Source organism: Bacteroides sp. An322 (assembly GCF_002161765.1).
Classification (GTDB): domain Bacteria; phylum Bacteroidota; class Bacteroidia; order Bacteroidales; family Bacteroidaceae; genus Phocaeicola; species Phocaeicola merdavium.
In genome coordinates this window covers 1-22,538 of the sequence record NZ_NFIN01000035.1, presented here as the reverse complement: position 1 = coordinate 22,538, position 22,538 = coordinate 1, and the positions used below count along the sequence as shown (strand labels likewise).

General features: G+C 48.5%; 18 protein-coding genes and 1 pseudogene. 14 read left to right on the top strand and 5 right to left on the bottom strand.

The features are described from left to right. Positions 1–194 precede the first annotated feature (194 nt). On the bottom strand, positions 195–1,043 hold the full coding sequence (locus B5F91_RS13560) for a DUF3737 family protein (protein ID WP_087429589.1): 849 nt from the start codon (positions 1,041–1,043) through the stop codon (positions 195–197). A gap of 362 nt (positions 1,044–1,405) precedes the next feature. On the opposite strand from B5F91_RS13560, the gene B5F91_RS13555 reads away from it, so the two are divergent. The 9 genes and pseudogenes from B5F91_RS13555 (at position 1,406) to B5F91_RS13520 (ending at position 11,663) form a co-directional block, all read left to right on the top strand. Next, on the top strand, positions 1,406–2,503 hold the full coding sequence (locus B5F91_RS13555; RefSeq protein WP_162611713.1) for an N-acetyltransferase: 1,098 nt from the start codon (positions 1,406–1,408) through the stop codon (positions 2,501–2,503). Positions 2,504–2,515: 12 nt separating this feature from the next. Beyond that, entirely contained in the window at positions 2,516–3,736 is a 1,221-nt protein-coding gene (locus B5F91_RS13550; protein ID WP_087429588.1) for a beta-ketoacyl-[acyl-carrier-protein] synthase family protein, read from the top strand. Positions 3,737–3,767: 31 nt separating this feature from the next. Then, positions 3,768–4,016, top strand: a complete 249-nt coding sequence (locus B5F91_RS13545) for an acyl carrier protein (protein WP_087429587.1) — start codon at positions 3,768–3,770, stop codon at positions 4,014–4,016. Beyond that, positions 4,013–4,432 (top strand): beta-hydroxyacyl-ACP dehydratase, encoded by a 420-nt coding sequence (locus tag B5F91_RS13540; RefSeq protein ID WP_087429586.1) that lies wholly within the window; start codon positions 4,013–4,015, stop codon positions 4,430–4,432. Before B5F91_RS13545 ends, B5F91_RS13540 begins: the two co-directional genes overlap by 4 nt. 6 nt (positions 4,433–4,438) lie before the next feature. Then, a complete protein-coding gene (locus B5F91_RS15025) occupies positions 4,439–4,720 on the top strand; it encodes a beta-hydroxyacyl-ACP dehydratase (protein WP_144025129.1) in 282 nt (93 codons plus the stop codon). Positions 4,721–4,827: 107 nt separating this feature from the next. Then, positions 4,828–6,303 carry an NAD(P)/FAD-dependent oxidoreductase gene (locus tag B5F91_RS13535; RefSeq protein ID WP_087429585.1) on the top strand — a complete coding sequence of 492 codons (1,476 nt, stop codon included), beginning with the start codon at positions 4,828–4,830 and terminating at the stop codon, positions 6,301–6,303. 171 nt (positions 6,304–6,474) lie between these two features. Then, positions 6,475–7,203, top strand: coding sequence for a 3-oxoacyl-ACP reductase FabG (fabG, locus tag B5F91_RS13530; RefSeq protein ID WP_087429592.1), 729 nt, complete (start codon positions 6,475–6,477; stop codon positions 7,201–7,203). 47 nt (positions 7,204–7,250) lie between these two features. Continuing rightward, a pseudogene (locus tag B5F91_RS13525) lies at positions 7,251–9,796 on the top strand (DUF5686 family protein). A gap of 124 nt (positions 9,797–9,920) precedes the next feature. Continuing rightward, positions 9,921–11,663 (top strand): phospho-sugar mutase, encoded by a 1,743-nt coding sequence (locus tag B5F91_RS13520; protein WP_087429584.1) that lies wholly within the window; start codon positions 9,921–9,923, stop codon positions 11,661–11,663. A 98-nt stretch (positions 11,664–11,761) separates the two neighbouring features. On the opposite strand, the gene B5F91_RS13515 is transcribed toward B5F91_RS13520, so the two are convergent. Both B5F91_RS13515 and B5F91_RS13510 read right to left on the bottom strand, forming a co-directional pair. Continuing rightward, positions 11,762–12,478, bottom strand: a complete 717-nt coding sequence (locus B5F91_RS13515; RefSeq protein WP_162611714.1) for a LytTR family DNA-binding domain-containing protein — start codon at positions 12,476–12,478, stop codon at positions 11,762–11,764. Beyond that, positions 12,478–13,575, bottom strand: coding sequence for a histidine kinase (locus B5F91_RS13510; RefSeq protein ID WP_087429582.1), 1,098 nt, complete (start codon positions 13,573–13,575; stop codon positions 12,478–12,480). The genes B5F91_RS13515 and B5F91_RS13510 overlap by 1 nt, the downstream gene beginning before the upstream one ends. A 240-nt stretch (positions 13,576–13,815) precedes the next feature. On the opposite strand from B5F91_RS13510, the gene B5F91_RS13505 reads away from it, so the two are divergent. Next, a complete protein-coding gene (locus B5F91_RS13505) occupies positions 13,816–14,322 on the top strand; it encodes a hypothetical protein (protein ID WP_087429581.1) in 507 nt (168 codons plus the stop codon). A 3-nt stretch (positions 14,323–14,325) separates the two neighbouring features. Here the strand turns inward: B5F91_RS13505 and B5F91_RS13500 are convergent, their stop codons facing one another. Continuing rightward, positions 14,326–15,159 carry a metallophosphoesterase gene (locus tag B5F91_RS13500; protein ID WP_087429591.1) on the bottom strand — a complete coding sequence of 278 codons (834 nt, stop codon included), beginning with the start codon at positions 15,157–15,159 and terminating at the stop codon, positions 14,326–14,328. A gap of 223 nt (positions 15,160–15,382) precedes the next feature. Beyond that, positions 15,383–17,110 (bottom strand): 5'-nucleotidase C-terminal domain-containing protein, encoded by a 1,728-nt coding sequence (locus tag B5F91_RS13495; protein WP_087429580.1) that lies wholly within the window; start codon positions 17,108–17,110, stop codon positions 15,383–15,385. A 207-nt stretch (positions 17,111–17,317) separates the two neighbouring features. Here B5F91_RS13495 and B5F91_RS13490 point away from each other — a divergent pair, with 207 nt between their 5' ends. From B5F91_RS13490 to nudC, 4 genes are all read left to right on the top strand, one after another. Beyond that, complete coding sequence (locus B5F91_RS13490) at positions 17,318–18,265, top strand: J domain-containing protein (RefSeq protein WP_087429579.1); 948 nt, start codon at positions 17,318–17,320, stop codon at positions 18,263–18,265. A gap of 32 nt (positions 18,266–18,297) precedes the next feature. After that, the gene (locus tag B5F91_RS13485) at positions 18,298–18,585 is read left to right on the top strand and encodes a chaperone modulator CbpM (RefSeq protein WP_087429590.1); all 288 of its coding nucleotides are present in this window, start codon (positions 18,298–18,300) and stop codon (positions 18,583–18,585) included. A 217-nt stretch (positions 18,586–18,802) separates the two neighbouring features. Further along, on the top strand, positions 18,803–20,935 hold the full coding sequence (locus B5F91_RS13480) for a Tex family protein (protein ID WP_087429578.1): 2,133 nt from the start codon (positions 18,803–18,805) through the stop codon (positions 20,933–20,935). A 208-nt stretch (positions 20,936–21,143) separates the two neighbouring features. Beyond that, on the top strand, positions 21,144–21,932 hold the full coding sequence (gene nudC / locus B5F91_RS13475; RefSeq protein ID WP_087429577.1) for an NAD(+) diphosphatase: 789 nt from the start codon (positions 21,144–21,146) through the stop codon (positions 21,930–21,932). Positions 21,933–22,538: the final 606 nt, after the last annotated feature.

Sequence of the window (22,538 nt, the reverse complement as noted above, 5' to 3'; positions counted from 1 at the left end):
CTGACGAAGAACAGGAGCGAAAAGGACCAAAAAATCGCCCAAAGCACACACGAAAACGGATACATCAAGCCAAGAAAAACTTTTTGGAGAAATTCAAAACAGCTTCTAAGAGTCTGTAATATGCAATCGGCACAGACATAACCGGTTATGTCCGTGCCGATTGTTAGGTTGGTATCTGTTGTATGGAACGTCCTTTATTTGCTTCTTTCTTCTATCACGCAGTTGGCTGGAGCTTTGATATTCTCATCCAGTGTGATGGAACCGATGCTGTCCGCTATGATACGGCCTGATGTCGGGTTTTTGATGTTGGTAATTGCGCCGCGGATATCAGCGTTCAGGGTGCTGTATTCAAAAGCACGGTCGCATGAGGGATCGAAGGTACAATTCTCCAGCACTAAATCCTCGGCATAGCAAAGCGGTTGTTCGCCTGAGATGTGGCAATTTACCAAGCGCAGGTTTTTCGAGTGCCAGCCTAAGTATTCACCATTCAGTTCCGAATCGTAGATAGTAACGTTTTCCACTTCCCAGAAAGCGTCTTTGGTGGTAATCTTGGCATTGTGTATTTCTACGTTCTTCACATATTGGAATACATATTTGCTATCGCTTTCCAGTCCGTCTACATAAATATCATTGCTGAACATGAACGGATAAGTTCCGTCGTGCAGTTTAAGGTTTTTCACACGGATTCGGTTGCAACGCCAGAACACTTCGTCGGCATCGTTCATTTGTACGTTTTCTATATCGATGTCGTTCATCTCGCGAAACATCTTCGGAGCATCAATGACAGTATCTTTCATTGTCAGATGGTCGGAATACCACAAAGCGGAACGTCCGCCTACGGCAAAATAGCAATGATCGATAGTAAAGCCGTGTACGTGCCAGAAAGGATAATTCCCTTCAAACCGGCAATTGGTGGCTATGATGTTGCTGCATTCCTTGATGCCTGATTCTCCTTCGCGGATAATTACGTTATCCAGATGGAGGTCGTGTGAAGCGAACAAGGGGCGTTCGCCTCCGAATTCTTTGTCTTTAATCAGTTGCATAGTATATTTCTTGTTTTAGCGTTATTTTCTATGGTGCAAAAATAAACAATTCTCCGCATATATATTGTAAATGAATTACAGATGATGCTACCTTGATTACAGATAGGTGCGTTTGTCGATGCAGCTATATTCGTTGCTCAAGTCAAATGATTGGCAATGGGTATGAATGTAGTTGCAGTTATGTCGAATGCTTATTGGAATGGCTGAGCCATGCCTTTTGCCCCTGCGTTTATAGAATTTGTCCTCTTGTCCGATAAAAATCTTCCATATCTCTTTTGCATTTTGCCGTCAGATAGTGATTTTATAATTTCGCTGGCATGATGAAAGATATGAAGATAAAAAAGGTACAGACAAGGTAAGAGATGAAGGATTTCATAAGATTCCCTCATGACCTTTATACAGGGTGTCCTTATTATGTTCCGGATTTGGATTCGGATATTCAGGATACCTTTGACAAGAAAAAGAACGCCGGACTTGACTTCTCCGATATTCAGGCTTTTGTCGCCTACGATGCTGAAGGTCAGGTCGTGGGCCGGATTGCCGGCATTATCAATCACCGTGCCAACGAGAAATGGCATACACGTAACGTCCGGTTTGGCTTTATTGAGTTTGTAGACAACCGGGAAGTTTCTTCGGCTTTGCTTCATGCGGTAGAGCAATGGGGGAAAGAGCGGGGAATGGATACGATTCAGGGACCGATGGGCATTTTCGACTTTGATAAAGAAGGAATGTTGGTAGAAGATTTCGACCAGTTGGGATCCATGATTACCATTTATAATTATCCGTATTATCCCGAACATCTGGAGGCTTTGGGATATGAAAAGGCGGTCGATTGGGTGCAAATCCGTATCAAGGTGCCTGCCGAAGTGCCGGCTAAATATGCCCGTGTGGCAAAATTGTCGAAAGAAATGTTCGGGCTTCATGTGCGTAAGCTGACCAATGAGGATATTTCGAAACGAGGATATGGCAGGAAAGTGTTTCAGTTATTGAATGCTGCTTATGCTCCTCTGTTTGGATATACGGAATTGTCGGACAGGCAAATTGATGATTACTTAAAGCGTTATTTGCCTTTGATAGACAAAAACTTGCTTCCGATTGTCGAAAACGAACAAGGCGAATTGATAGGCGTGGCGATTACGATGCCCAGCTTGTCGGAAGCTTTGTGCCGGACGGACGGGAAATTGTTTCCTTTGGGCTGGTTGCGTTTGCTCCGGGCTTTGAAATGGAAGCACGAAGAGAAGGTTGAGCTTTATCTGATAGCTGTCCGGCCCGATTACCAAGGGTTGGGAGTGAATGCCTTGTTTTTTGATGATTTGATTCCGATTTATAATCAATACCATTTTACGTGGGCGGAAACAGGTCCGCAATTGGAGACGAATGTGAAAGAACTCTCCCAATGGAAGCCTTTGCATCCGTCGCTCGTAAAAAGGCGTCGGTGTTATACGAAAAAAATAGAATAAGAGGAGTGATACATGGAAAGAAGAGTTGTTATTACAGGTATGGGCATTTGGTCGTGCTTGGGAAATACGTTAGACGAGGTTCGCAATGCTTTATATAAAGGAAAGAGCGGCATCGTTTTTAGCCAGGAACGCAAAGACTTGGGGTTCCGTTCGTCGCTATGCGCCAAGATAGAACATCCGGACTTGAAACCTTTTGTGTCGCGCAACTTGCGCCAGTTTATGCCCGAAGAAGCTCAATATGCTTATATGGCTACACGTACCGCACTGGCGGACGCGAAGTTAGAGCAGGATTACATAGATAGCTACGAGGTGGGCATTATTTATGGAAATGATTCGGTGGCAGAAGCCACCATGCATGCTTTGGATAAATTCCGTGAATTTCACGATACGGCGGCGTGTGGAAGCGGTGCCATATTCCAGTCGATGAATTCTACGGTGACTATGAACCTGGCATGTTTGTTTTACCTGAAAGGCATCAATCTGACGGCATCGGCGGCGTGTGCTTCGGGTTCGCACTCGGTAGGGCTGGCTTATCTGCTTATACGGAACGGGCTTCAGGATTGCGTGGTGTGCGGAGGGGCTCAGGAAGCCAATCTGTATAGTGTTGCTGCTTTCGATGGCATTCAGTCGTTTTCGGTTTGTGAAGACGCACCAGAGAAAGCAAGCCGTCCATTCGACCGGGACCGTGACGGATTGGTTCCGGGTGGAGGAGCTGCTACATTGATAGTGGAAAGTTGTGAGCATGCCGTAAAACGTGGCGCTCCGATTCTTGCCGAGATAGTCAGTTGGGGCTTTTCGGGAAATGGAAGTCATATTTCTACCCCCAATATAGAAGGGCCTGCACGTTCACTGGAGCTTTGCCTGAAGAATGGCAATGTACAGCCGGAACAGATTGGTTATATCAATGCGCACGTAACTTCTACCCGTATCGGTGATGCGCGCGAGGCCCAAGCGATAGCACAAGTATTCGGCGGGTTATCTGTTCCGGTGACTTCAACCAAAAGCCAGACCGGACACGAGATGTGGATGGCGGGAGCCAGCGAACTGATTTATTCCATTCTGATGATGAAGAACGGCTTCATAGCCGGGAATATCAATTTCGAACATCCCGATGAAGATACGGCTTGCATTCATGTATTGCCCGAAACCCAAGAAATACATTTCGATATGTTTTTGTCTAACTCATTCGGATTTGGAGGAACGAACTCTACATTGATTGTGAAGGATTTGTAATTAGAAGAACAATAAATAAAAACATTTTACTATGACACGTAATGAAATTATAGAAAAAGTCAACGCTTTGTTGGCTGAAGAGTTTGAGGTAGACGCCGAAGCTTTTACTTCGAATGCCAATGTAAAGGATACGCTTTCACTGGACAGCTTGAGCCTGGTGGATCTGGTAGCGCTTATCCAGCAAAATTATAAAGTGAAAATACCGGTAACCGACTTGAGAACCATCGTGACATTTAATGATTTGTACGATTATATCGAGTCTCACCAGCCATCCGCATGATATCGTTTGAAATAACAAGGCTGATACCTCAAAGAGAACCGATATTGATGGTAGACCGTTTGGAAAGGGTGGAAGGCGATAGTGCCGGAACCCTTTTCTGCATACGGGAGGATAATTTCTTCTTGGAAGCAGACGGAAGGTTGGCGGAAATAGGGGTAATAGAACACATTGCCCAGTCGGCTTCGGCTTTATTCGGATATAAGGCGGCTTTGGCAGGAGTTTCGGAGCCGGAGGTACGATATATCGGAGAGGTAAAGAAGTTCCGGTGTTACCGTTGTCCGGCAGTGGGAGAAACCTTGCATACCGTAATAACGGTTGAAATGGAAGTGGAAGGCATCACGTTGGTGCATGGAGAAACCCGGGTAGGGAGCGAACTTATAGCGGAAACGCAAATGAAATTGTCAGATAAAACATAGCGTGATATGCGGTTAAGAGGTACATATTATAAGGAGTGGAGTGCCCACTATGGAGGGGACGAAGCCTCGTTTCATGTTGAGCTGTTGCCCGGATGCGATGTGTATCGGGGGCATTTCCCCGCTCGTCCGATTTGTCCGGGCGTATGCCATATAGGGATGCTGAAAGAATGTATGGAGGAAGCGGTCGGCGTAAAGTTGGCTATCGATACCATCAAGCAATGCCGGATGACGGCGGTAGCTTCTCCTGAATTTTGTTCTGAACTGGACATCCGTATGCATATCCAATGATTAGGCGAGTCACGTTGGGCGGTGCAAGCCCGATTGTATGATACCGAACGTACCTATATGGAGTACAAGGGAGAGATGAAACGGAAGGATGAGAAGGTATCGGAGTCATGAAGTATGATGTAATTGTGATAGGTGGCGGACTTGGCGGGCTGGAATGCGGATATATTTTGGCTCGTGCCGGGAAATCGGTGTTGGTATTGGAACAGGGAAGGCAGACGGGAGGATGTCTTCAGAGTTATCGGAGGAATGGATTGAAGTTTGATACCGGATTTCATTATGTAGGCGGTTTGGAAAAGGGACAACCTTTGTATCGTGTATTCGAGTATTTGGGTTTGGATTCGCTTCCCTGGCACCGGATGGATGAAACATTCGACCGTATTACCGTAGCCGGACGCGAGTATGCGTTATCGCAAGGTTATGATAATTTTGCCCTTCGGTTGGCTGAAGATTTTCCGAATGAAAAAGAAGCCTTGAAGCAATACGCTTCGTTATTGAGTGAAACCGAAAGCCGCCAGTTGGACGGATTGAATCCGGAATGTCAGGAAGATGATTTTGCCTCGTCTTTATGTGAGACCAACGCTTACCAATATTTATGCCAATCGTTTCGGGATACCGGTTTGATTGATGCCGTAAGCGGTGCTTCGCTTAAAATGGAGTTGCGGAAATCCTCATTACCTTTGTTTACTTTTTTACATGGCAATAGCGGATATGTCGGAAGCAGTTGGCGATTGAAGGGAAGCGGTTCCCTGTTGACCGGTGCGTTGGCAGAAGGCATCCGCAAGCAGGGAGGAGAAGTGAAGTGTCGTGCCGGGGCGGAAGAATTGATAGGAGAAAGGCATCGTATTGTCCGTGTCCGTTGTACAGACGGTAATACATACGAGGGTGATGTTTTCATCGGAGCCATTCATCCCGCTTTGGTATGCCGGATGATAAAGCAAGACGGGTTGCTGAAGCCAGCTTACCGGAACCGTATTTTCAGACAAACGAACACGTTTGGCGTGTTTACCGTTTCGTTGGTGTTGAAACCTGATGAGCTCCGGTATTTTAATTACAACCGTTATGTGTATCGGAAAGCGGATGTCTGGTCTTCGGCCTCTCCAGGTGAAATAGACCGGGTTATGATAAGTTGTAGGGTGCCGGAAGACGGAGCCTATGCGCGGCAGATTGATTTGCTGACTCCGTTTTTGTGGGAAGAATGTTTGCCTTGGGTGCAAACGGAAATAGGAAAACGAGGTGAGGATTATTTGCTTTGGAAAGAACGGATTGCCGATGCATGTATGGTTTTGGCGGAAACGGTGGTGCCTGGATTGGGCGATGCGGTGGAACAACGTTATATAAGCACACCACTTACGTATGCCGGGTATCTGCAAGCTCCGGAAGGTTCGGCGTATGGTGTTCGGAAAGATGCCGGAAATCCGTTGGAAGTATTATTGTCTCCACGTACACCGTTTCCCAATTTGTATCTGACCGGGCAAAGCCTGATGATGCATGGGGTGCAAGGGGTTACTCAGACTGCCTTATTTACGTGTGCCGAGGTTTTAGGGCGCGACTGGATATGGAGGCATATTGTGGAAGGTAAGTAATAAATGAATGTCCGCATTTTACCAATAACCTGTAGGGGCAGGGTTTGCCTGCCCGAAAACATCCGCAAGGACGCATACGGGCGGGCTAACCCCGCCCCTACGTTGGCTAATTGCGGACATTCATTAAGTAATATATAATAAGGAGTAAAATCGTATATGGAAAAAGGAAAGATAAAATATGCGTTAGTAACTGGTGGAAGCCGGGGAATCGGAAGAGCTGTGTCTGTCCGGTTGGCGCAGATGGGTTTTTATGTGTTGGTTAATTGTGTGAGCCGTATGGTTGAAGCGGAAGAAACACTTCGACTTATCCGGGAGGCCGGGTCGGATGGCGAAATCTTGCCGTTTGATGTAAGTGACAGGGCGCAAACCGCTAAGGTACTGGAGGCATGGAAAGACGCTCACCCGGATGATTACATTCAGGTGTTGGTGAACAATGCGGGTATCCGTCGTGATAATATCTTAGCTTTGATGCCCGCCGAAGATTGGGATAAAGTATTGGGAATCGCTTTGGATGGTTTTTATAATGTGACCCAGCCTTTGCTTCAGCCGATGATGTTTCATAAGTGGGGGCGTATCGTGAGCTTAGCCAGTGTGAGCGGACTGAAGGGAATGCCGGGGCAAGTCAACTATTCGGCGGCAAAGGGTGGACTGATAGCCGCTACAAAAGCGTTGGCGCAAGAGGTGGCACGGAAAGGCATAACCGTGAATGCGGTGGCGCCGGGCTTTATCCGTACAGATATGACGGAAGGATTGGATGAGGCTGAACTGGTAAAGGCCATTCCGGCTCATCGTTTCGGTACTCCCGAAGAAGTGGCTGCTTTGGTCGGCTTCCTGGTATCGTCCGAAGCCGGATATATTACAGGTGAGGTGATATCAGTGAATGGAGGACTTTATACCTGATATGGTGAGGGTATTTAAATAATGAGATTTAGTAAGTGATGTTCGGAATAAGAAAGAGAATAATCGGTTTCACGCTTGCCTTGTGTATGGCGATGGGCGTATGCGGGCAAGTGTCACAAATAAGGGGCATCGTGGTCGACTCCATAGACGGAGGTCCTTTGCCATACGCTTCCGTGTCGTTGGAAGATACCGGTAAAGGTGTCATGACGGACGGGAATGGTAACTTTTCTCTTTCTGCTTCAGGAAAGGACATTGTGTTGGAGGTCTCTTTCTTAGGATATAACACCAAGAAAGTGAAGGCCGTTCCGGGGAAGGCCATGATTTTGCGCATCACTCTTGTCCCTTCCGATGTGGTATTGAATGAGGTCGTAATCAAGCCCGGTCGTGAACATTACCGTAGGAGGGATAATCCGGCGGTGCGTTTTGTGAAGCAAGTCATCGAGCGGAGGGAAAGTAATGACCCGCGTCATCATGATTATTATAGTTATGACCAATACGAGAAAATGGTGTTCGCGATGAACGAATTCCAGCCGAAGGAGAAGAAGAACGGCAAGTTCAGCTTTGTGAAGGATTTTATCGATACCTTAGAGGTGGGCACCACTATCTTGCCCGTGTCGGAGAAAGAACGGGTGGAGAAGGTATATTACCGCCATTCGCCCCGTTCGGAGAAAAGGTTGGTTACCGGAAGCAAATCATCGGGGGTGGATGAAGTGTTCTCGCGCGATGGAATCCGGCAGTTCTTGGATGAGGCTTTCCAAGAGGTGGACATCTTCCGGAATAACATCCCTTTATTCCTGCAACGCTTCGTAAGTCCGCTTTCTACCATTGGGCCGGGTTTTTATAAATATTACCTGCTCGATACGCTTGAAGTGGCAGGCCAGCCTTGCGTCGATTTAGGTTTCGTGCCTTTCAATTCCGAATCGTTCGGGTTTACGGGGCATTTGTATGTGACGCTCGATTCCACCTATTTTGTGAAACGGGTGATTCTGAATGTGGAAAGGATATAAACTTGAACTTTGTGTCGGGCATGACGATAGAGCAGACTTTCGAGCGCACTCCGGATGATACCCGTTTGTTGACGAAAGACGATATACGGGTGAACTTTAAGTTGAGCGAGAAAACGAAAGGGATGTATGCCCAGCGGTTGATTTTATATAGCAACCACTCTTTTCTTCCTCCCTCCGGAGAGGAAGCCCGTATCTTTGAAGCAAGTGCGCCGGTCATAACCCAGCAGGAGGCTTACAACCGGAAAGATGACTTTTGGGAAGCCAACCGTCCGGAGCTTGCCCGTAAAAAGAACCCCAACTCGGTAGAAAAATTGATGGCGCGTCTTCGTTCCGTCCCTGTCTTTTACATAACGGAAAAAGTCGTTACGACTTTGGTATCGGGCTATATCCCTACCAATAAAGACCCGCGTAAGAATCAGTTTGATTTGGGACCAATGAACAGCACCATTAACGGAAATGCGATTGAAGGGGCACGTTTCCGGATAGGAGGAGGAACTACGCCGGTATTCAATAAGCATTGGTTTTTAGAGGGATATATGGCATACGGCACACGCGACCATAAGCTGAAGTATGACGGTTTGGTGGAATATTCTTTCACGCCGCGTGCCACCTATCGGTTAGACTACCCCATTCATTCGCTCCGTTTCGAATATATGTACGACATCAATAAGTTGGGGCAAAATTACATGTACACCAGCAAGGATAATGTGATGTTGGCTATCCGGAGGAAAAAAGACACGCATGCCACGTATTTGCGCCGTGCCGAGCTTACGTATACCCGCGAGCATTATAACGGCTTCTCTTACGGGTTGGTCTTACGTAATTTTCGGGAATATGCTACGCCCTACGCTCCTTTCAACCGCATTGGAGCGGACGACAATGCAACTTCGGTAGACCATTACGACATGACGGAACTTGAAATCAAGTTGCGCTATGGAAAGGACGAGAAATTCTACCAGACCCGTACACAACGTGTCCCGATAACTTACGATGCGTTGATATTCAATCTGAGCCATGTCATGGCGAAGAAAGGCTTGTTGGGTTCTTCTTATACTTACCAGCGTACGGACATCGGTATGCAGAAACGTTTTTGGTTTTCGGCATTCGGTTATTTGGATGTGATAGTGAAAGCAGGGAAAATTTGGAACAAAGTGCCTTATCCTTTGCTGATTTTGCCCAATGCCAATCTTACGTACACCATTCAGCCGGAAACTTATACCAATATGAATGCCATGGAGTTCATCAACGATGAGTATGCTTCGTGGGACATCACGTACTACATGAACGGGAACCTGTTCAATCGCATTCCGTTGATAAAGAAACTGAAATGGCGGGAGGTATTTTGTTTCCGTGGGTTATGGGGACATCTCACCGATAAGAACAATCTGGCGTATGGAGGCGAAGGTTTGTATCAATTCCCGGCAGAGACTTCGATGTTGGGGCGTACGCCTTATATGGAAGCAAGTGTAGGTATTGAGAATATTTTCAAGTTCTTGCGCATCGATTATGTCTGGCGCTTGAATTACCGCGATAACCCCGACATTCAGAAAAGAGGTATTCGGTGCACTATGCGTTTGTCTTTTTAAATCAATTACATGAGTCTGAATAAAAAAAAGGTTTAAAGTTAGGATATTTAGAATGAATCTTTTATATTTGGGGTGTGAAAATGTATAATGTGGATATTACTAACTTAAATAATTCATTAACATCATGGAAAACGAAGAATTGATCAAACTTTGCACTGAAAAGGCTCAGGGCTGGCTGACCCCTGCTTACGATGCTGAAACCCAAGCTGAAGTGAAACAGATTTTGGAAAATCCTGATAAGAACGTGCTTATCGATGCGTTCTATAAGGACTTGGAATTCGGTACAGGCGGTTTGCGCGGCATCATGGGCGCAGGCTCTAACCGTATGAACATTTATACCGTGGGAGCTGCTACGCAAGGTATGGCGAACTATTTGAACAAGAACTTTGCGGGAAGAGATTCGATTTCGGTTGTAGTGGGTCATGATTGCCGGAACAATAGCCGTAAGTTTGCGGAAATATCGGCTGATATTTTCTCGGCTAACGGCATCAAGGTATATCTGTTCGACGATATGCGTCCGACTCCCGAAGTGTCTTTCGCTATCCGCCACTTGGGATGCCAAAGCGGTATCAACATTACGGCTTCACATAATCCGCGCGAATACAACGGGTATAAGGCTTATTGGGATGACGGTGCGCAAGTGCTTGCTCCGCACGATAAGGGCATCATCGACGAAGTGAACAAGGTAACGGTGAACGACATCAAGTTCCAGGGCAACAAAGACTTGATTCAGATTATCGGCAAGGATATCGATGATGTGTATCTGGAACAAGTGCACGGCATTTCTATCGACCCCGAAGTCATCAAGCGCCAGAAAGACTTGAAGATTGTCTACACTCCGTTGCACGGTACGGGCATGATGCTTATCCCGCAATCGCTGAAGCTTTGGGGATTCGAGAACGTACATTGCGTGCCCGAGCAAATGGTGAAGAGCGGCGATTTCCCCACGGTGGTGTCTCCGAATCCGGAAAACGCGGAAGCTTTGACCATGGCTATCAACTTGGCTAAGAGCATCGATGCCGACATCGTAATGGCATCCGACCCCGACGCGGACCGTGTAGGCATGGCTTGCAAGGACGATAAGGGCGAATGGGTATTGATTAACGGTAATCAGACTTGCTTGATTTTCTTGTATTACATCATCAAGAACCGCATCGCCATGGGCAAGATGAAGGGCAACGAGTTTATTGTGAAGACCATTGTGACTACAGAGGTTATCCGCAAGGTGGCTGAAAAGAACCACATCAAGATGCTGGATTGCTATACCGGATTCAAATGGATTGCCCGTGAAATCCGCTTGCGTGAAGGCAAGGAGCAATACATCGGCGGAGGCGAGGAAAGCTACGGATTCTTGGCAGAAGACTTCGTGCGCGATAAGGATGCGGTATCGGCTTGCTCGCTCTTGGCTGAAATCTGCGCGTGGGCAAAAGACCAGGGCAAGACTTTGTATGACATCCTGATGGAAGTTTACTTGGAATACGGATTCTCGAAAGAAGTGACCGTAAACGTAGTGAAGCCGGGCAAGAGCGGCGCGGACGAAATCAAGGCGATGATGGATAATTTCCGTGCGTGTCCTCCGAAGGAATTAGGCGGTTCGGAAATCGTAATGATTAAGGATTACAAGACCTTGAAGGCTACGGATGGCAAGGGCAACGTGACCGATCTGGATATGCCCGAAACTTCGAACGTGCTTCAGTACTTTACCGCAGACGGCACGAAGGTGTCTGTACGTCCGTCGGGTACGGAACCGAAGATTAAGTTCTACGTGGAAGTGAAAGGCGAAATGGGATGTCCGAAGTGCTATGCGCGCGAGACCAATGCGGCTCTTGAAAAAGTGGAAGCCGTTAAGAAGTCTTTGGGAATCTGATTTAGTTGATAGTTAATAATGAATAGTTAATAACGGTAGGTGTTTCCTGCTTGCCATTATTAACTATTCATTGTTCATTATTGACTATGCTCGTTTTTTCATAGCATGCCATAGCGTGCGATGTAATTCATCACCTTTTCTTTATAGTTGTCGCCGATAGGTATCAGTTTCTTATCATCGAAACAGATACGGAGGCGGGATATTTCCGTGATTTTCTGCAAATTGACGATGTACGAACGGTGTACGCGCATGAAGTGGGGAGGCAAGCGTGCCTCTAATTTTTGCAGGCTATTGAGGGTGATGACGGGTTTTTCCTTTCCTTCGATATAGATACGTACATATTCGCTCATGCTTTCGATGTACTTGATGCTTTCGATGTCGATGCGCACCACTTTATAGTCGCTTTTCACGAAAAGGGTTTCAGTGTAATCCGATTGATTAGACTTTGAAAAGGACTGGTTGAGTTCTTTCATCTTTTGCGCTTTTTGGGCGGCACGCAAGCAATCTTCGAATTCGAAGGGTTTCAATAGATAGTCTACGGCATTTAGCTTGAAGCCATCGATGGCAAACGAAGGGTAAGCGGTGGTGAAGATGGCCATTGGCGGACGGGCAAGCGAGCGGATAAACTCAATGCCGTTCATGCCCGGCATGTCGATGTCGGTAAATAGCAGGTCAATGTTTTTCTCCTCCAACAGGGCTTGGGCTTCTTGTGTTTCCATACAAGCTTTTTCCAATGTCAGGAACGGGATTTGCCTGATGTATTCCGAGAGCTTGAGCAAGGCTAACGGCTCATCGTCGAGGATTATGCAGTTCATCATTGTGCGGGGATAATTAAGAGTACGTGATATTGGTTGTCTTTTTCTTCGGCGTTCAGGGTATAGTCATTTCCGAAAAGCAGGTTGAGCCGCTTTTGTATATTGGGCAAGCCTATGCCTTGGTGCCGGCTTTCGGACGTGTGGGAGGCGAGGCTATTCTTGCAAGTGAAATAGACGGTATTCCCCTCGGTGCCTATATGGGCTTCGATGAATGATTCTTCGTTATGGCTGATGCCGTGGGTGAAAGCGTTTTCTAGCAATGATATGAAAAGCAGGGGAGGCACCTGCACTTCGGGGATAATAAATGGGGTGCAGAAAGTGACACGAAGCTTATCGGTATAACGCAATTGCATCAGCTTCAGGTAATTTTCTAAGAATTGCACTTCCTTTGCCAACAATACGAAACTCTTGTCGGCTTCGTAGAGCATGTATTGCATTAGTTTCGAAAGTTCGATGATGCTTTTCTGCGCTTTTCCTTTGTCGAACTCTATCAGGGTATGGATATTGTTCAGCGTATTCATAAAGAAATGTGGGTTCAGTTGGTACTTCAGGTATTTCAATTCGGCTTTCAGGCGTTCGCGTTCCAGTTCTTTCAGGGTTTCATCATCATGGAGCGACTTCAGGAAAAGCCGGATGGCGATATTGAACCCTATCAATAATACGGCTATCAAGATATGGGTGAACGTAATGAAAGGCGGGAACGGAGAACCGTGTATGTCTTCGTTGGGCAGGGCAGGAGGAGGCAGAGGCATTAACCGGGAAGGTTGGCGGGTGATGTCTTCCAAGTGGAACAATCCGATCAGTTCGGGAACGATGATGAACAATAAGGGGATGATGAGTATTACAGCGGTTATGTATCCGGCATACCGCTTCTTTAATAACAGGAGTGGAATCAGTATATAGTTATTTATTAAAAAGAGGAAGAGGAACGGACAAGTGATAATCCATGTGTCGAGCGTGGCGGGAGCGATATGGCTTTTGTCATTGGTTTGGTATTTCATTAATAAAGCGTTAATGATGGGTGTGGCGAAAATCAGCAAGGCGATTATGGCATAAATCGTATGCTCGAGAATCCGTTGTTTTTGTAAGGTATTCATTTGTCTGTTCTTATTTTAAATATGGGGCAAAAGTAAAAGGATGGGTACTTTTTTGCAAAAAGAATCGGCGAACCGGAAGATTTTGCAGACAATTGCGTTGATTTTGTAAGTTATCTCGTGTTGGAAATGCTTCGTTATAAATATCGCTTTTTTTGTCGATAGAATTATCCGGTTGGCTGATAGTTTTTGGCGGAGTGCGCGGGAGCATTTAATTTCGTGGCGTACAAATAATCTGGAAAAATGAAGAAACTATTAGGTTTTATTGCAAGTCTTTTATTCGCATGTGTCTGCGCTTGTAGTGAAGAGGAAATCGAATATGTTCCGATAGAGAAAAAGCATTTGGGGGAGACTTTTGAGACGTACACGATAAATAATGTATCGTGGACAGATTCTATACAAGTGGTTGTGTTGAATTTTTACCCCGAAGAAGTGACAGAACTTTCTTATGTAGAATATAGTGAAAGTGCGTGTGCCTTTACGTTTCATCGGGGCGAAACGGCAGATTATCGCATTGCATGGGATTATGATACGGAAGGGAGCTATGTGGAGGTGCAGTATGGGCAAAACGCGATGTGGTACACGATAAATGAACAGAGGCATAAAGGAGAATATCTCTTGCGTGCCAATGATGGTATGGCGGTACGGATTATCATGCGTGCAAACGGGTATAGTATTAATGATAATGGAGAAGTAAAATACACGGCTGGCGTTACGGTGAATGATTTCTGTATAGAAGAGGTGGAGTGATTCTTACTTTCGCCTGAGTATCACCAGCACCACTTCGCTTGGCGTAAAGAGCCGGATGTCCTTGCGTGAGGTGCCCAGCCCGTTGGTGATGATAATGGGGATGCCTTGCGAGTTATGCTTCAATCCCGTAAGGAAGCGGTTTCCGTATTTCGAGAAATGCGCCGGAGTCCATCGCTTGAAGAGGCTGATTTGTCCGCCGTGGGTGTGTCCTGCCAAGGCAAGGTCGGTGTTCGATACATCGGTATCTTCTACATAGTCGGGGGTATGCACTAACATCACCACGAAATCTTCCGCACGGAGGGAGAGGGTGGGCGATATGCCATTCCGTTTCAGGTCGAAAGGATTGCGGATGCCGCATAGCAGGATGTATTCGTTTCCTTTGCGCAGGGTGTCCGTCTGGTGTTCTAATAGACGTACTCCCGTATGTGCCATAGCCCGACGCACTAAGGAGTCTGATTCGCCCTGCTCGTGGTTCCCCATTACGGCGTAGGTGCCGTATGGTGTCTTCACCCGTGCCAATGCCGTGAAAAGCTCTTCCATGTCTCCTCCTTCCCGTCCGCGATAGTCTCCTCCTAAGAGAAGGATGTCGGCATCGGTGGCTTGCAGGGCACGGACGCCTCCTTCTAATCGTTTGGAGTCGAATCGGCTTTCGTAATGGAAATCGGACGCGAAGGCGATGCGGAACCCGTCGAACGAGTCGGGCACTTGTCCGCTACGGATCTCGTATTGCTTGATGCGCCCCACTCCTTTGTATTTCGAGAACGAGGCGGTGGCGCACGAAGCGAGGGTGAGGCAGGTTCCTATCAGGATAGGGATGGATTTGAACGTGTTACTCAATAGAATGTTCTCTTTTATGTGCTTCTTTTTTATCTTGTCTCCAAAAATACAAGCCTCCGACAATAGCGATTGCCGATACAAGTCCAAACATAAATAATGCTTCCATACTTAACTCCTTTCTTTTTATCCCGCACCAGCCAAAGTCCAATGCATAATGTAGGGAGGAATAGAATGCAAATATAATTCTTTATTATGAGTAATCACTCTTTTAGAATGAAAATATTCACTCAAACAACACTTTCCGGTCGCGTTCGGCGGCTGGCTTTACCCATTCTTCGGGGACGAAACGCCATTGGTTGAGGGGATGCGGGTCGAGCGTACCTGCCTTCTCGATGCGTTCCATCAGGTAATAGCGCAAGTCTTTGTCGGTGGAGAAGACGATGCGGCTTGCCAATTCTTCTTTCGGAATGCCCGCTCCCTTGGTGAGCAGGTCTCCTCCTCCGTTGCCCCGATAGGAATTGACGGCTACGGTATAGGTGCGGTTGAGGTCGAACGGAGTACCGTCCGCTAAGCCGGTGATGGTGATTTTCTTGCCTTCGGGCTGGGTAACGTCTACCGTATAGAGGATGCCCGCCGCCGAGTCGAAGTTATAGCTGGGGTTCTTGAGGCGTCCGAAGCCTTCGTCTTTTTCGTTGAGCAAGAGCAGGTGGTCATCGGGCGATTGCATTTGGTTGGTCCATAAGGCATACGACATTTCGAGGAAACCTTTGATTTCGTGTCCCGTGAGGCGCATCGTGTAGAGCAGGTTCTCGTATTTGTAGAGGTTGAACATGTCGTTCATGTAGATGTCGCCTTCCTTGATTTCGGCATTGAACGAGAGCGGGGCGCAGAAGGAAATGTCGGCTCCCGTGATGTCGAGCTGGAGTTGGTGAATCAGGTCGATGAATGCCGAGGGACCGAAGAAGGCATTGCGGGTGGTGATGGTGCTTCGGATGCTTCCTATTTTGCGTGATACGAAGTCGAGGGTGGCTTGGTATTGCGGGGCGAATGTGTCCATGAACGCTTGGTCTATGGGGAGCGAAGTCACATCCGCAAGCCGTCCTTCTACCGATTTGCTTACGATGCGCCCGTCCTTGCGGGTGATTTTCAGGGTCACGTCGGCAAGGGTGCGTGCGGCATTGGCGGGATTGATGAGAAGCACCGAGTCGCCTGCCGCGTTTTGTATTTTCTTGCACAAACGGCGGTGGTCGTGCCCCATGAAGACGACATCGAAGCCCGGAACGTTGCGTGCCACGGCTTCCGACCCGTTTTCGATTACGTTATCCAGTAGGTTTCCTTCGGGACCCGCGTGGAAAAGCCCGACCAGTACATCGGGGTGTTCTTTCTTGCGGATGGCTTCCACCCAACGCCGGGCACAGGTTTCCATGTCCTCGAAGCGGAGTCCGCTCCACATTGTTTCGGGAAGCCATGAGGGAATGGCTGGGGTAATCATGCCTAATACGGCGATGCGCACTCCGTCCCGTTCCAATACCCGGTAGGGCGGGAGGTAAGGCTCGTTTGTGTTCCGGTCGATGATGTTGGCTCCCAACATAGGGAAGCGGCATTGGCTCGTCCAGCGGTCGTACACGGCATGACCCGTTTCGATGTCGTGATTCCCCATGTTTCCCACGTCGTATTTCAGGTAGTTCAGCATTGCCGCGCATACGTGGGTAGAAGCGGTGTCGATGAAGTTATAATAATAAGCCACGGGTTGCCCTTGCAGGATGTCTCCGTTATCCATTAGCAAGACATTTCCCTCGCCGTATAGCTTGCGTTGTTCGTTGAGGTAGGTCGATACGCGTGCCAAGCTTCCCTTCAAGGGTTGGCGGGTGATGAAGTCGTAGGGGAAATAAGCTCCGTGCACATCGCTGGTCTCCAAGAGCTTGATAGTGGTTTCTTCGGGTTCTGCGGCGTATGTGCCAAGCAGGTTTCCTGCGCTGAGTAATGCCATAAGGCAGATGCGGATGTTCATAAGTTTCGATATATTATGACAAATTGTCAGTGATGCTACATAGATTTAATCGAACACAGAGGCGCAGAGGCACAGAGAAATAAGAATGAAAAAGACTCCGTGTCTTTGTGTCTCTGTGTTCGACTAATATATCAGTGCAAAGATAGTTAAAATAATGCTTTTGGCATATACTTTGCTCTCCCTTAACGTAAAAAAACAACTGACTATATGGCTTACATAGACTATTACAACATCTTAGGAGTTGACAAAACGGCAACTCAGGACGATATCAAGAAGGCATACCGTAAGCTGGCGCGTAAGTATCACCCAGACTTGAATCCGAACGACCCGGGCGCGAAGGAGAAGTTTCAGGCGATAAACGAAGCCAACGAGGTATTGAGCGACCCTGAGAAGCGTAAGAAATATGACGCTTACGGGGAGAACTGGAAACACGCCGATGAGTTTGAAGCCCAGCGGAAGGCTTATCAAGGCGGAAGCGGAACGGGAGGCGCGGAGTATTGGTATTCTACCGACGGGCAGCACTTCACCGGTGGCTTCGGAGGAGCGGACATGCACGGATTCGGCGGAAACGCCAGCGGATTCTCCGATTTCTTTGAGGAATTGTTCGGGCATAGAGGAGCCGCGGGCGGACGAGGCAAAGGCGCGTTTCGCGGACAGGATATCGAGGCGGAGCTTCAGCTTACGCTTCAGGAAGCCGCGGTCACGCACAAGCAGACGTTCACCGTGGGAGGCGAGACGCTCCGCATCACCGTACCGGCAGGTGTGGCAAACGGGCAAGTAATTAAATTGAAAGGACACGGAGGAAAGGGTGCCAACGGAGGACCGGACGGGGATTTGTACATCACGTTCGTGATAAGCGATGACCCCGTGTTCAAACGGAAGGAGAACGACCTTTATACCAACGTCACTATCGACCTTTATACCGCCGTATTGGGCGGAGAGGTCACCGTGAACACGCTCGACGGGCAAGTGAAGCTGAAGGTGCGTCCGGGCACGCAAAACGATGCCATGGTGCGCCTGAAAGGCAAAGGTTTCCCGGTCTATAAGCAAGAAGGCACGTTCGGAGACTTGATTGTAACGTATCACATAACCATCCCGACTTCGCTCACGGAGCATCAAAAAGAATTGTTCCGCCAACTGCAAAAAGAAGCGTGATGTTTATGTTGAAACTCAAAAACTTAAAGATTATGCAAACCGATTTGATTATCATAAACGATTATTGTACCCGGTGTGACATCGAGCCGGATTTTGTCCGGATGTTGGGCGAAGGCGGACTGATTGATGTGGAGATGATAGACGACACGGATTGTTTCCCCGCTTCCCAATTAGGCGAACTGGAACGCTATACGCACCTCTATTACGATTTGTCTATCAACATCGAAGGCATCGATGCCATCCGCCATTTGCTCCGGCGGATAGAAAACCTTCAGGAGCGTGTGCGGAAGCTGGAGAACGAACTTCACTTCTACCGGTGAGTTTAGTTTTTCACCACAGATTACACGGATTAAAATAATACGCGGATTAAAATAATTAATTCAATTCTTTGTTACGCCGGATTACAAATCCAGCGTGACAAGGTGCGATGTTCTATATTTTTGTAATAATTTATTTAATCTGTGTAATCTGTGGTGAAAATGTAATCTGTGGTGAAAAAAATCCTATCTTTGCCCTCCGAAAACGAAAAACAAACCAATGGAAAGATTTAGCGAAAGGATTGCACAGGCATTGAAATTGCCGGTGCATCGGGTAGAAAATACATTGAAGCTCCTCGAAGGAGGAGCCACCATTCCCTTCATCAGCCGCTATCGGAAAGAGGCGACGGGAGGCATGGACGAGGTGCAGATAGGCGAGATACAGGCACGCAACGAGAAGCTGGGCGAGTTGGCGAAACGCAAGGAAACCGTGCTCACCACGATAGAGGGATTGGGGAAACTCACTCCCGAACTTCGGGCGAGAATTGATGCGTGCTGGGACGCTACGGAACTGGAAGACATCTATTTGCCTTACAAGCCCAAGCGGAAGACACGTGCCGAAATGGCACGCCAAAAGGGATTGGAACCTTTGGCAGCGTTGCTCTTGATGCAGCGCGAGAATCACTTGGAAGCGAAGGTGCGCGCGTTTGTGAAAGGGGACGTGAAGGACGAGGACGATGCCTTGCGGGGCGCGCGCGACATCATAGCCGAGCAGGTGAGCGAGGACGAGCAGACGCGCAACGTGGTGCGTACCCAGTTCGCCCGCCAAGCGATCATCACCTCGAAGGCGGTGAAAGGGAAAGAGTCGGACGAGGCGGCTTTGAAGTACCGCGACTATTTCGATTTCTCCGAACCCCTGAAGCGTTGCACTTCCCACCGCTTGTTAGCTTTGCGCCGGGGCGAGTCGGAAGGTGTCTTGAAGGTGAGCATTGCCCCAGCCGAAGACGATGCGTGCGTAGAACGCTTGGAGCGCCGGTATGTGCGGGGCACGGGAGCTTGTTCGGAGCAGGTGGCGGAGGCGGTAGGCGATGCCTACAAGCGTTTGCTCAAGCCCGCTATCGAGACCGAGTTTGCGGCATCCAGCAAGGAGCGTGCCGACGAGGAAGCCATCCGTGTGTTTGCCGAAAATCTCCGCCAGCTGTTGTTGGCTCCGCCTTTGGGGCAGAAGCGGGTGATGGGCATCGACCCCGGATTCCGGACGGGATGCAAGGTGGTGTGTCTCGATGCGCAAGGCGCGTTGCTGCATAATGATGTCATTTATCCGCATCCGCCGAAGTCCGAGCCTCAGGCGGCGGCACGCAAGCTCGCTACATTAGTGGAGCAATACCGGATAGAGGCGATAGCCATCGGAAACGGGACGGCAAGCCGCGAGACCGAGCAGTTCGTCTCCTCCCTCCGCTTTGCGCATCCCGTAGATACGTTTGTGGTGAGCGAGGACGGGGCGTCCATCTATTCGGCTTCGAAGATTGCCCGCGAGGAGTTCCCCGACTATGATGTCACGGTGCGCGGGGCGGTGTCTATCGGGCGCAGACTTATCGACCCGCTTGCCGAGCTGGTGAAGATTGACGCCAAGTCTATCGGTGTAGGGCAGTACCAGCACGATGTGGACCAGACCCAGCTGAAGGCGGCACTCGACCAAACGGTGGAGAGTTGTGTCAACTTAGTGGGCGTGAATGTCAATACCGCCAGCCGCCATTTGCTCACCTACGTGTCGGGCTTGGGACCGGCATTGGCGCAGAACATCGTGGACTACCGCACCGCCAACGGGCCTTTCCGCTCGCGCAAGGAACTGATGAACGTGCCGCGCATGGGAGCCAAGGCGTTCGAGCAATGTGCCGGATTCCTCCGCATCCCCGGTGCCGATAATCCCTTGGACAATTCGGCGGTGCATCCCGAAAGCTATTCCGTGGTGGAACGGATGGCGAAGGACCTGAAATGTTCCGTCTCCGACCTGATAACCGACCGTTCGCTTCGTGAGCGCATCCGGATAGCGGATTACGTGACCGATACGGTAGGCATCCCCACGCTGACCGACATTATGCAGGAGTTGGAGAAGCCGGGACGCGACCCGCGCAAGAAGTTAGAAGCCTTCCGTTTCGACCCCAACGTGCGTACCATCGCCGACCTGCGCGAAGGCATGGAGCTTCCGGGCATCGTGAAGAACATCACCAACTTCGGGTGCTTCGTCGACATCGGCATCAAGGAGAGTGGCTTGGTCCACGTCTCGCAAATGGCGGACCGTTTCGTGAGCGACCCTACCACGGTGGTCAGCATCCACCAGCAAGTGCGCGTGCGGGTGTTGAGCGTAGACATGGAGCGCAAACGCATCCAGCTTACAATGAAAAATGTTTAATGTTTTAATGGAACACAGAGGCACGGAGGCACAGAGTCTTTATTTTCAAGGAGTTAAAAGGGAGTTATTTCAGGGAGTTAAAGGGAGTTAGAAGCCAATACACAAGACTATTGGCGTTTAACTCCTGCCGAAGGCATAACTCCTTCTAACTCCCTATAAATAAAAACTCTGTGCCTCTGTGTCTCTGTGTTCATAAATATATAAAGAAATGCAAGAAGAAACATACGCTTGGTTCGCCTTCTTCGGCAGCCAGGTATTGATTGAGAAACAAGCCGGCGGGTGGCATATTCCCTGCGGCACGGAACCTCCGGTGGCGGTGCCCGAAGGAAATACCGTACACGAGATAGGCACCTTGGGCGGACATCCCGCACGCGCGTTCGCTCTGTCGGAACCCGTAGCGGGAGGCGAGGACGGACCGCGGATGATGAAAGACCTGCGTGCCTCGTTCGACGTGCTGCCCTTCGAGGAGTACCGGATGGCGGGGACGGCATCGCAGATATTGACATGGGACCTGAACAGCCGCTTCTGTCCCCGTTGCGGTGTGCGGACGGTGCAGACGGCACGCATCGCCAAGCGGTGTCCTCAGTGCGGCCAAGAGATTTATCCGCGCATCTCGCCTGCCATCATCGTGCTCATCAAGCGGGGCGAGGACGAGGTGCTGCTGGTGCACGCGCGCAACTTCCGGGGCACGTTCCGTGGGCTGGTGGCAGGCTTCCTCGAACCGGGCGAGACGCTGGAAGAGTGCGTGCGCCGCGAGGTGATGGAAGAGACGGGGCTTGCCATCAAGAACATCCGCTATTTTGCCAGCCAGCCGTGGCCCTATCCCAGCGGCATCATGGTGGGCTACGTGGCGGAGTATGCGGGCGGCGATATCCATTTGCAGGACGAGGAGCTGAATGCAGGCGCATTCTACCATAAAGACCGCTTGCCGGAGATACCGAAGAAACTCAGCATCGCCCGCAGGCTGATCGACGCTTGGCTGGAAGGGAAGATATAGGCTCATGGTTCTTATAATTTAAAATTGAGAATTGAAAATTGAAAGTTGAAAATTATCCATGCGGCACCGTAATTTTCAATTTTCCATTTTCAATTTCCATAAGGCAATGTCTTTTCCTAAAATCAGTAGACACATTCGGCGGTTAAACCTGAATGACTGGTCAAGTGTTTTCCTGACAAGTAGACACCTGCACTGGTGTCTTACAAATGACAATTACAATAAACGGATATTCTAAAATATTCATCAGCGTTTTCCATAAATAACACATACTCAACGGATTATAGTAAAATATGTAAAATATCCGCTTTTCGTTAACAGATTTTTACACCCACCCGTTTCAAATCCATTGCCATGCGGGGCGGAATGCGTAACTTTGCTCACGTAATCAAGGTGCACCACAGATTACACAGATTTGAACAATTTATTATTAACCAAACCACGGACACAGAGAAAATAATTTTATTAATCTGTGTAATCTGTGGTGAAAAACTAAAGACTAAGAAACTGTTTTGAATTGATTCAAGAATAATGTTACAGTCTCCTTAAAATTTGAAATCAGCAGGCCAATTGGAAAAATGTTATATCTTTAAAGGTACCAAACTATAA

Excerpts from the sequence above, each read along its gene's own strand:
- B5F91_RS13560 (WP_087429589.1), bottom strand. The coding sequence starts at position 1,043 with ATGCAACTGATTAAAGACAAAGAATTCGGAGGCGAACGCCCCTTGTTC.
- B5F91_RS13555 (WP_162611713.1), top strand. The coding sequence starts at position 1,406 with ATGAAGGATTTCATAAGATTCCCTCATGACCTTTATACAGGGTGTCCT.
- B5F91_RS13550 (WP_087429588.1), top strand. The coding sequence starts at position 2,516 with ATGGAAAGAAGAGTTGTTATTACAGGTATGGGCATTTGGTCGTGCTTG.
- B5F91_RS13545 (WP_087429587.1), top strand. The coding sequence starts at position 3,768 with ATGACACGTAATGAAATTATAGAAAAAGTCAACGCTTTGTTGGCTGAA.
- B5F91_RS13540 (WP_087429586.1), top strand. The coding sequence starts at position 4,013 with ATGATATCGTTTGAAATAACAAGGCTGATACCTCAAAGAGAACCGATA.
- B5F91_RS15025 (WP_144025129.1), top strand. The coding sequence starts at position 4,439 with ATGCGGTTAAGAGGTACATATTATAAGGAGTGGAGTGCCCACTATGGA.
- B5F91_RS13535 (WP_087429585.1), top strand. The coding sequence starts at position 4,828 with ATGAAGTATGATGTAATTGTGATAGGTGGCGGACTTGGCGGGCTGGAA.
- B5F91_RS13520 (WP_087429584.1), top strand. The coding sequence starts at position 9,921 with ATGGAAAACGAAGAATTGATCAAACTTTGCACTGAAAAGGCTCAGGGC.
- B5F91_RS13515 (WP_162611714.1), bottom strand. The coding sequence starts at position 12,478 with ATGAACTGCATAATCCTCGACGATGAGCCGTTAGCCTTGCTCAAGCTC.
- B5F91_RS13510 (WP_087429582.1), bottom strand. The coding sequence starts at position 13,575 with ATGAATACCTTACAAAAACAACGGATTCTCGAGCATACGATTTATGCC.
- B5F91_RS13505 (WP_087429581.1), top strand. The coding sequence starts at position 13,816 with ATGAAGAAACTATTAGGTTTTATTGCAAGTCTTTTATTCGCATGTGTC.
- B5F91_RS13495 (WP_087429580.1), bottom strand. The coding sequence starts at position 17,110 with ATGAACATCCGCATCTGCCTTATGGCATTACTCAGCGCAGGAAACCTG.
- B5F91_RS13490 (WP_087429579.1), top strand. The coding sequence starts at position 17,318 with ATGGCTTACATAGACTATTACAACATCTTAGGAGTTGACAAAACGGCA.
- B5F91_RS13485 (WP_087429590.1), top strand. The coding sequence starts at position 18,298 with ATGCAAACCGATTTGATTATCATAAACGATTATTGTACCCGGTGTGAC.
- B5F91_RS13480 (WP_087429578.1), top strand. The coding sequence starts at position 18,803 with ATGGAAAGATTTAGCGAAAGGATTGCACAGGCATTGAAATTGCCGGTG.
- nudC (WP_087429577.1), top strand. The coding sequence starts at position 21,144 with ATGCAAGAAGAAACATACGCTTGGTTCGCCTTCTTCGGCAGCCAGGTA.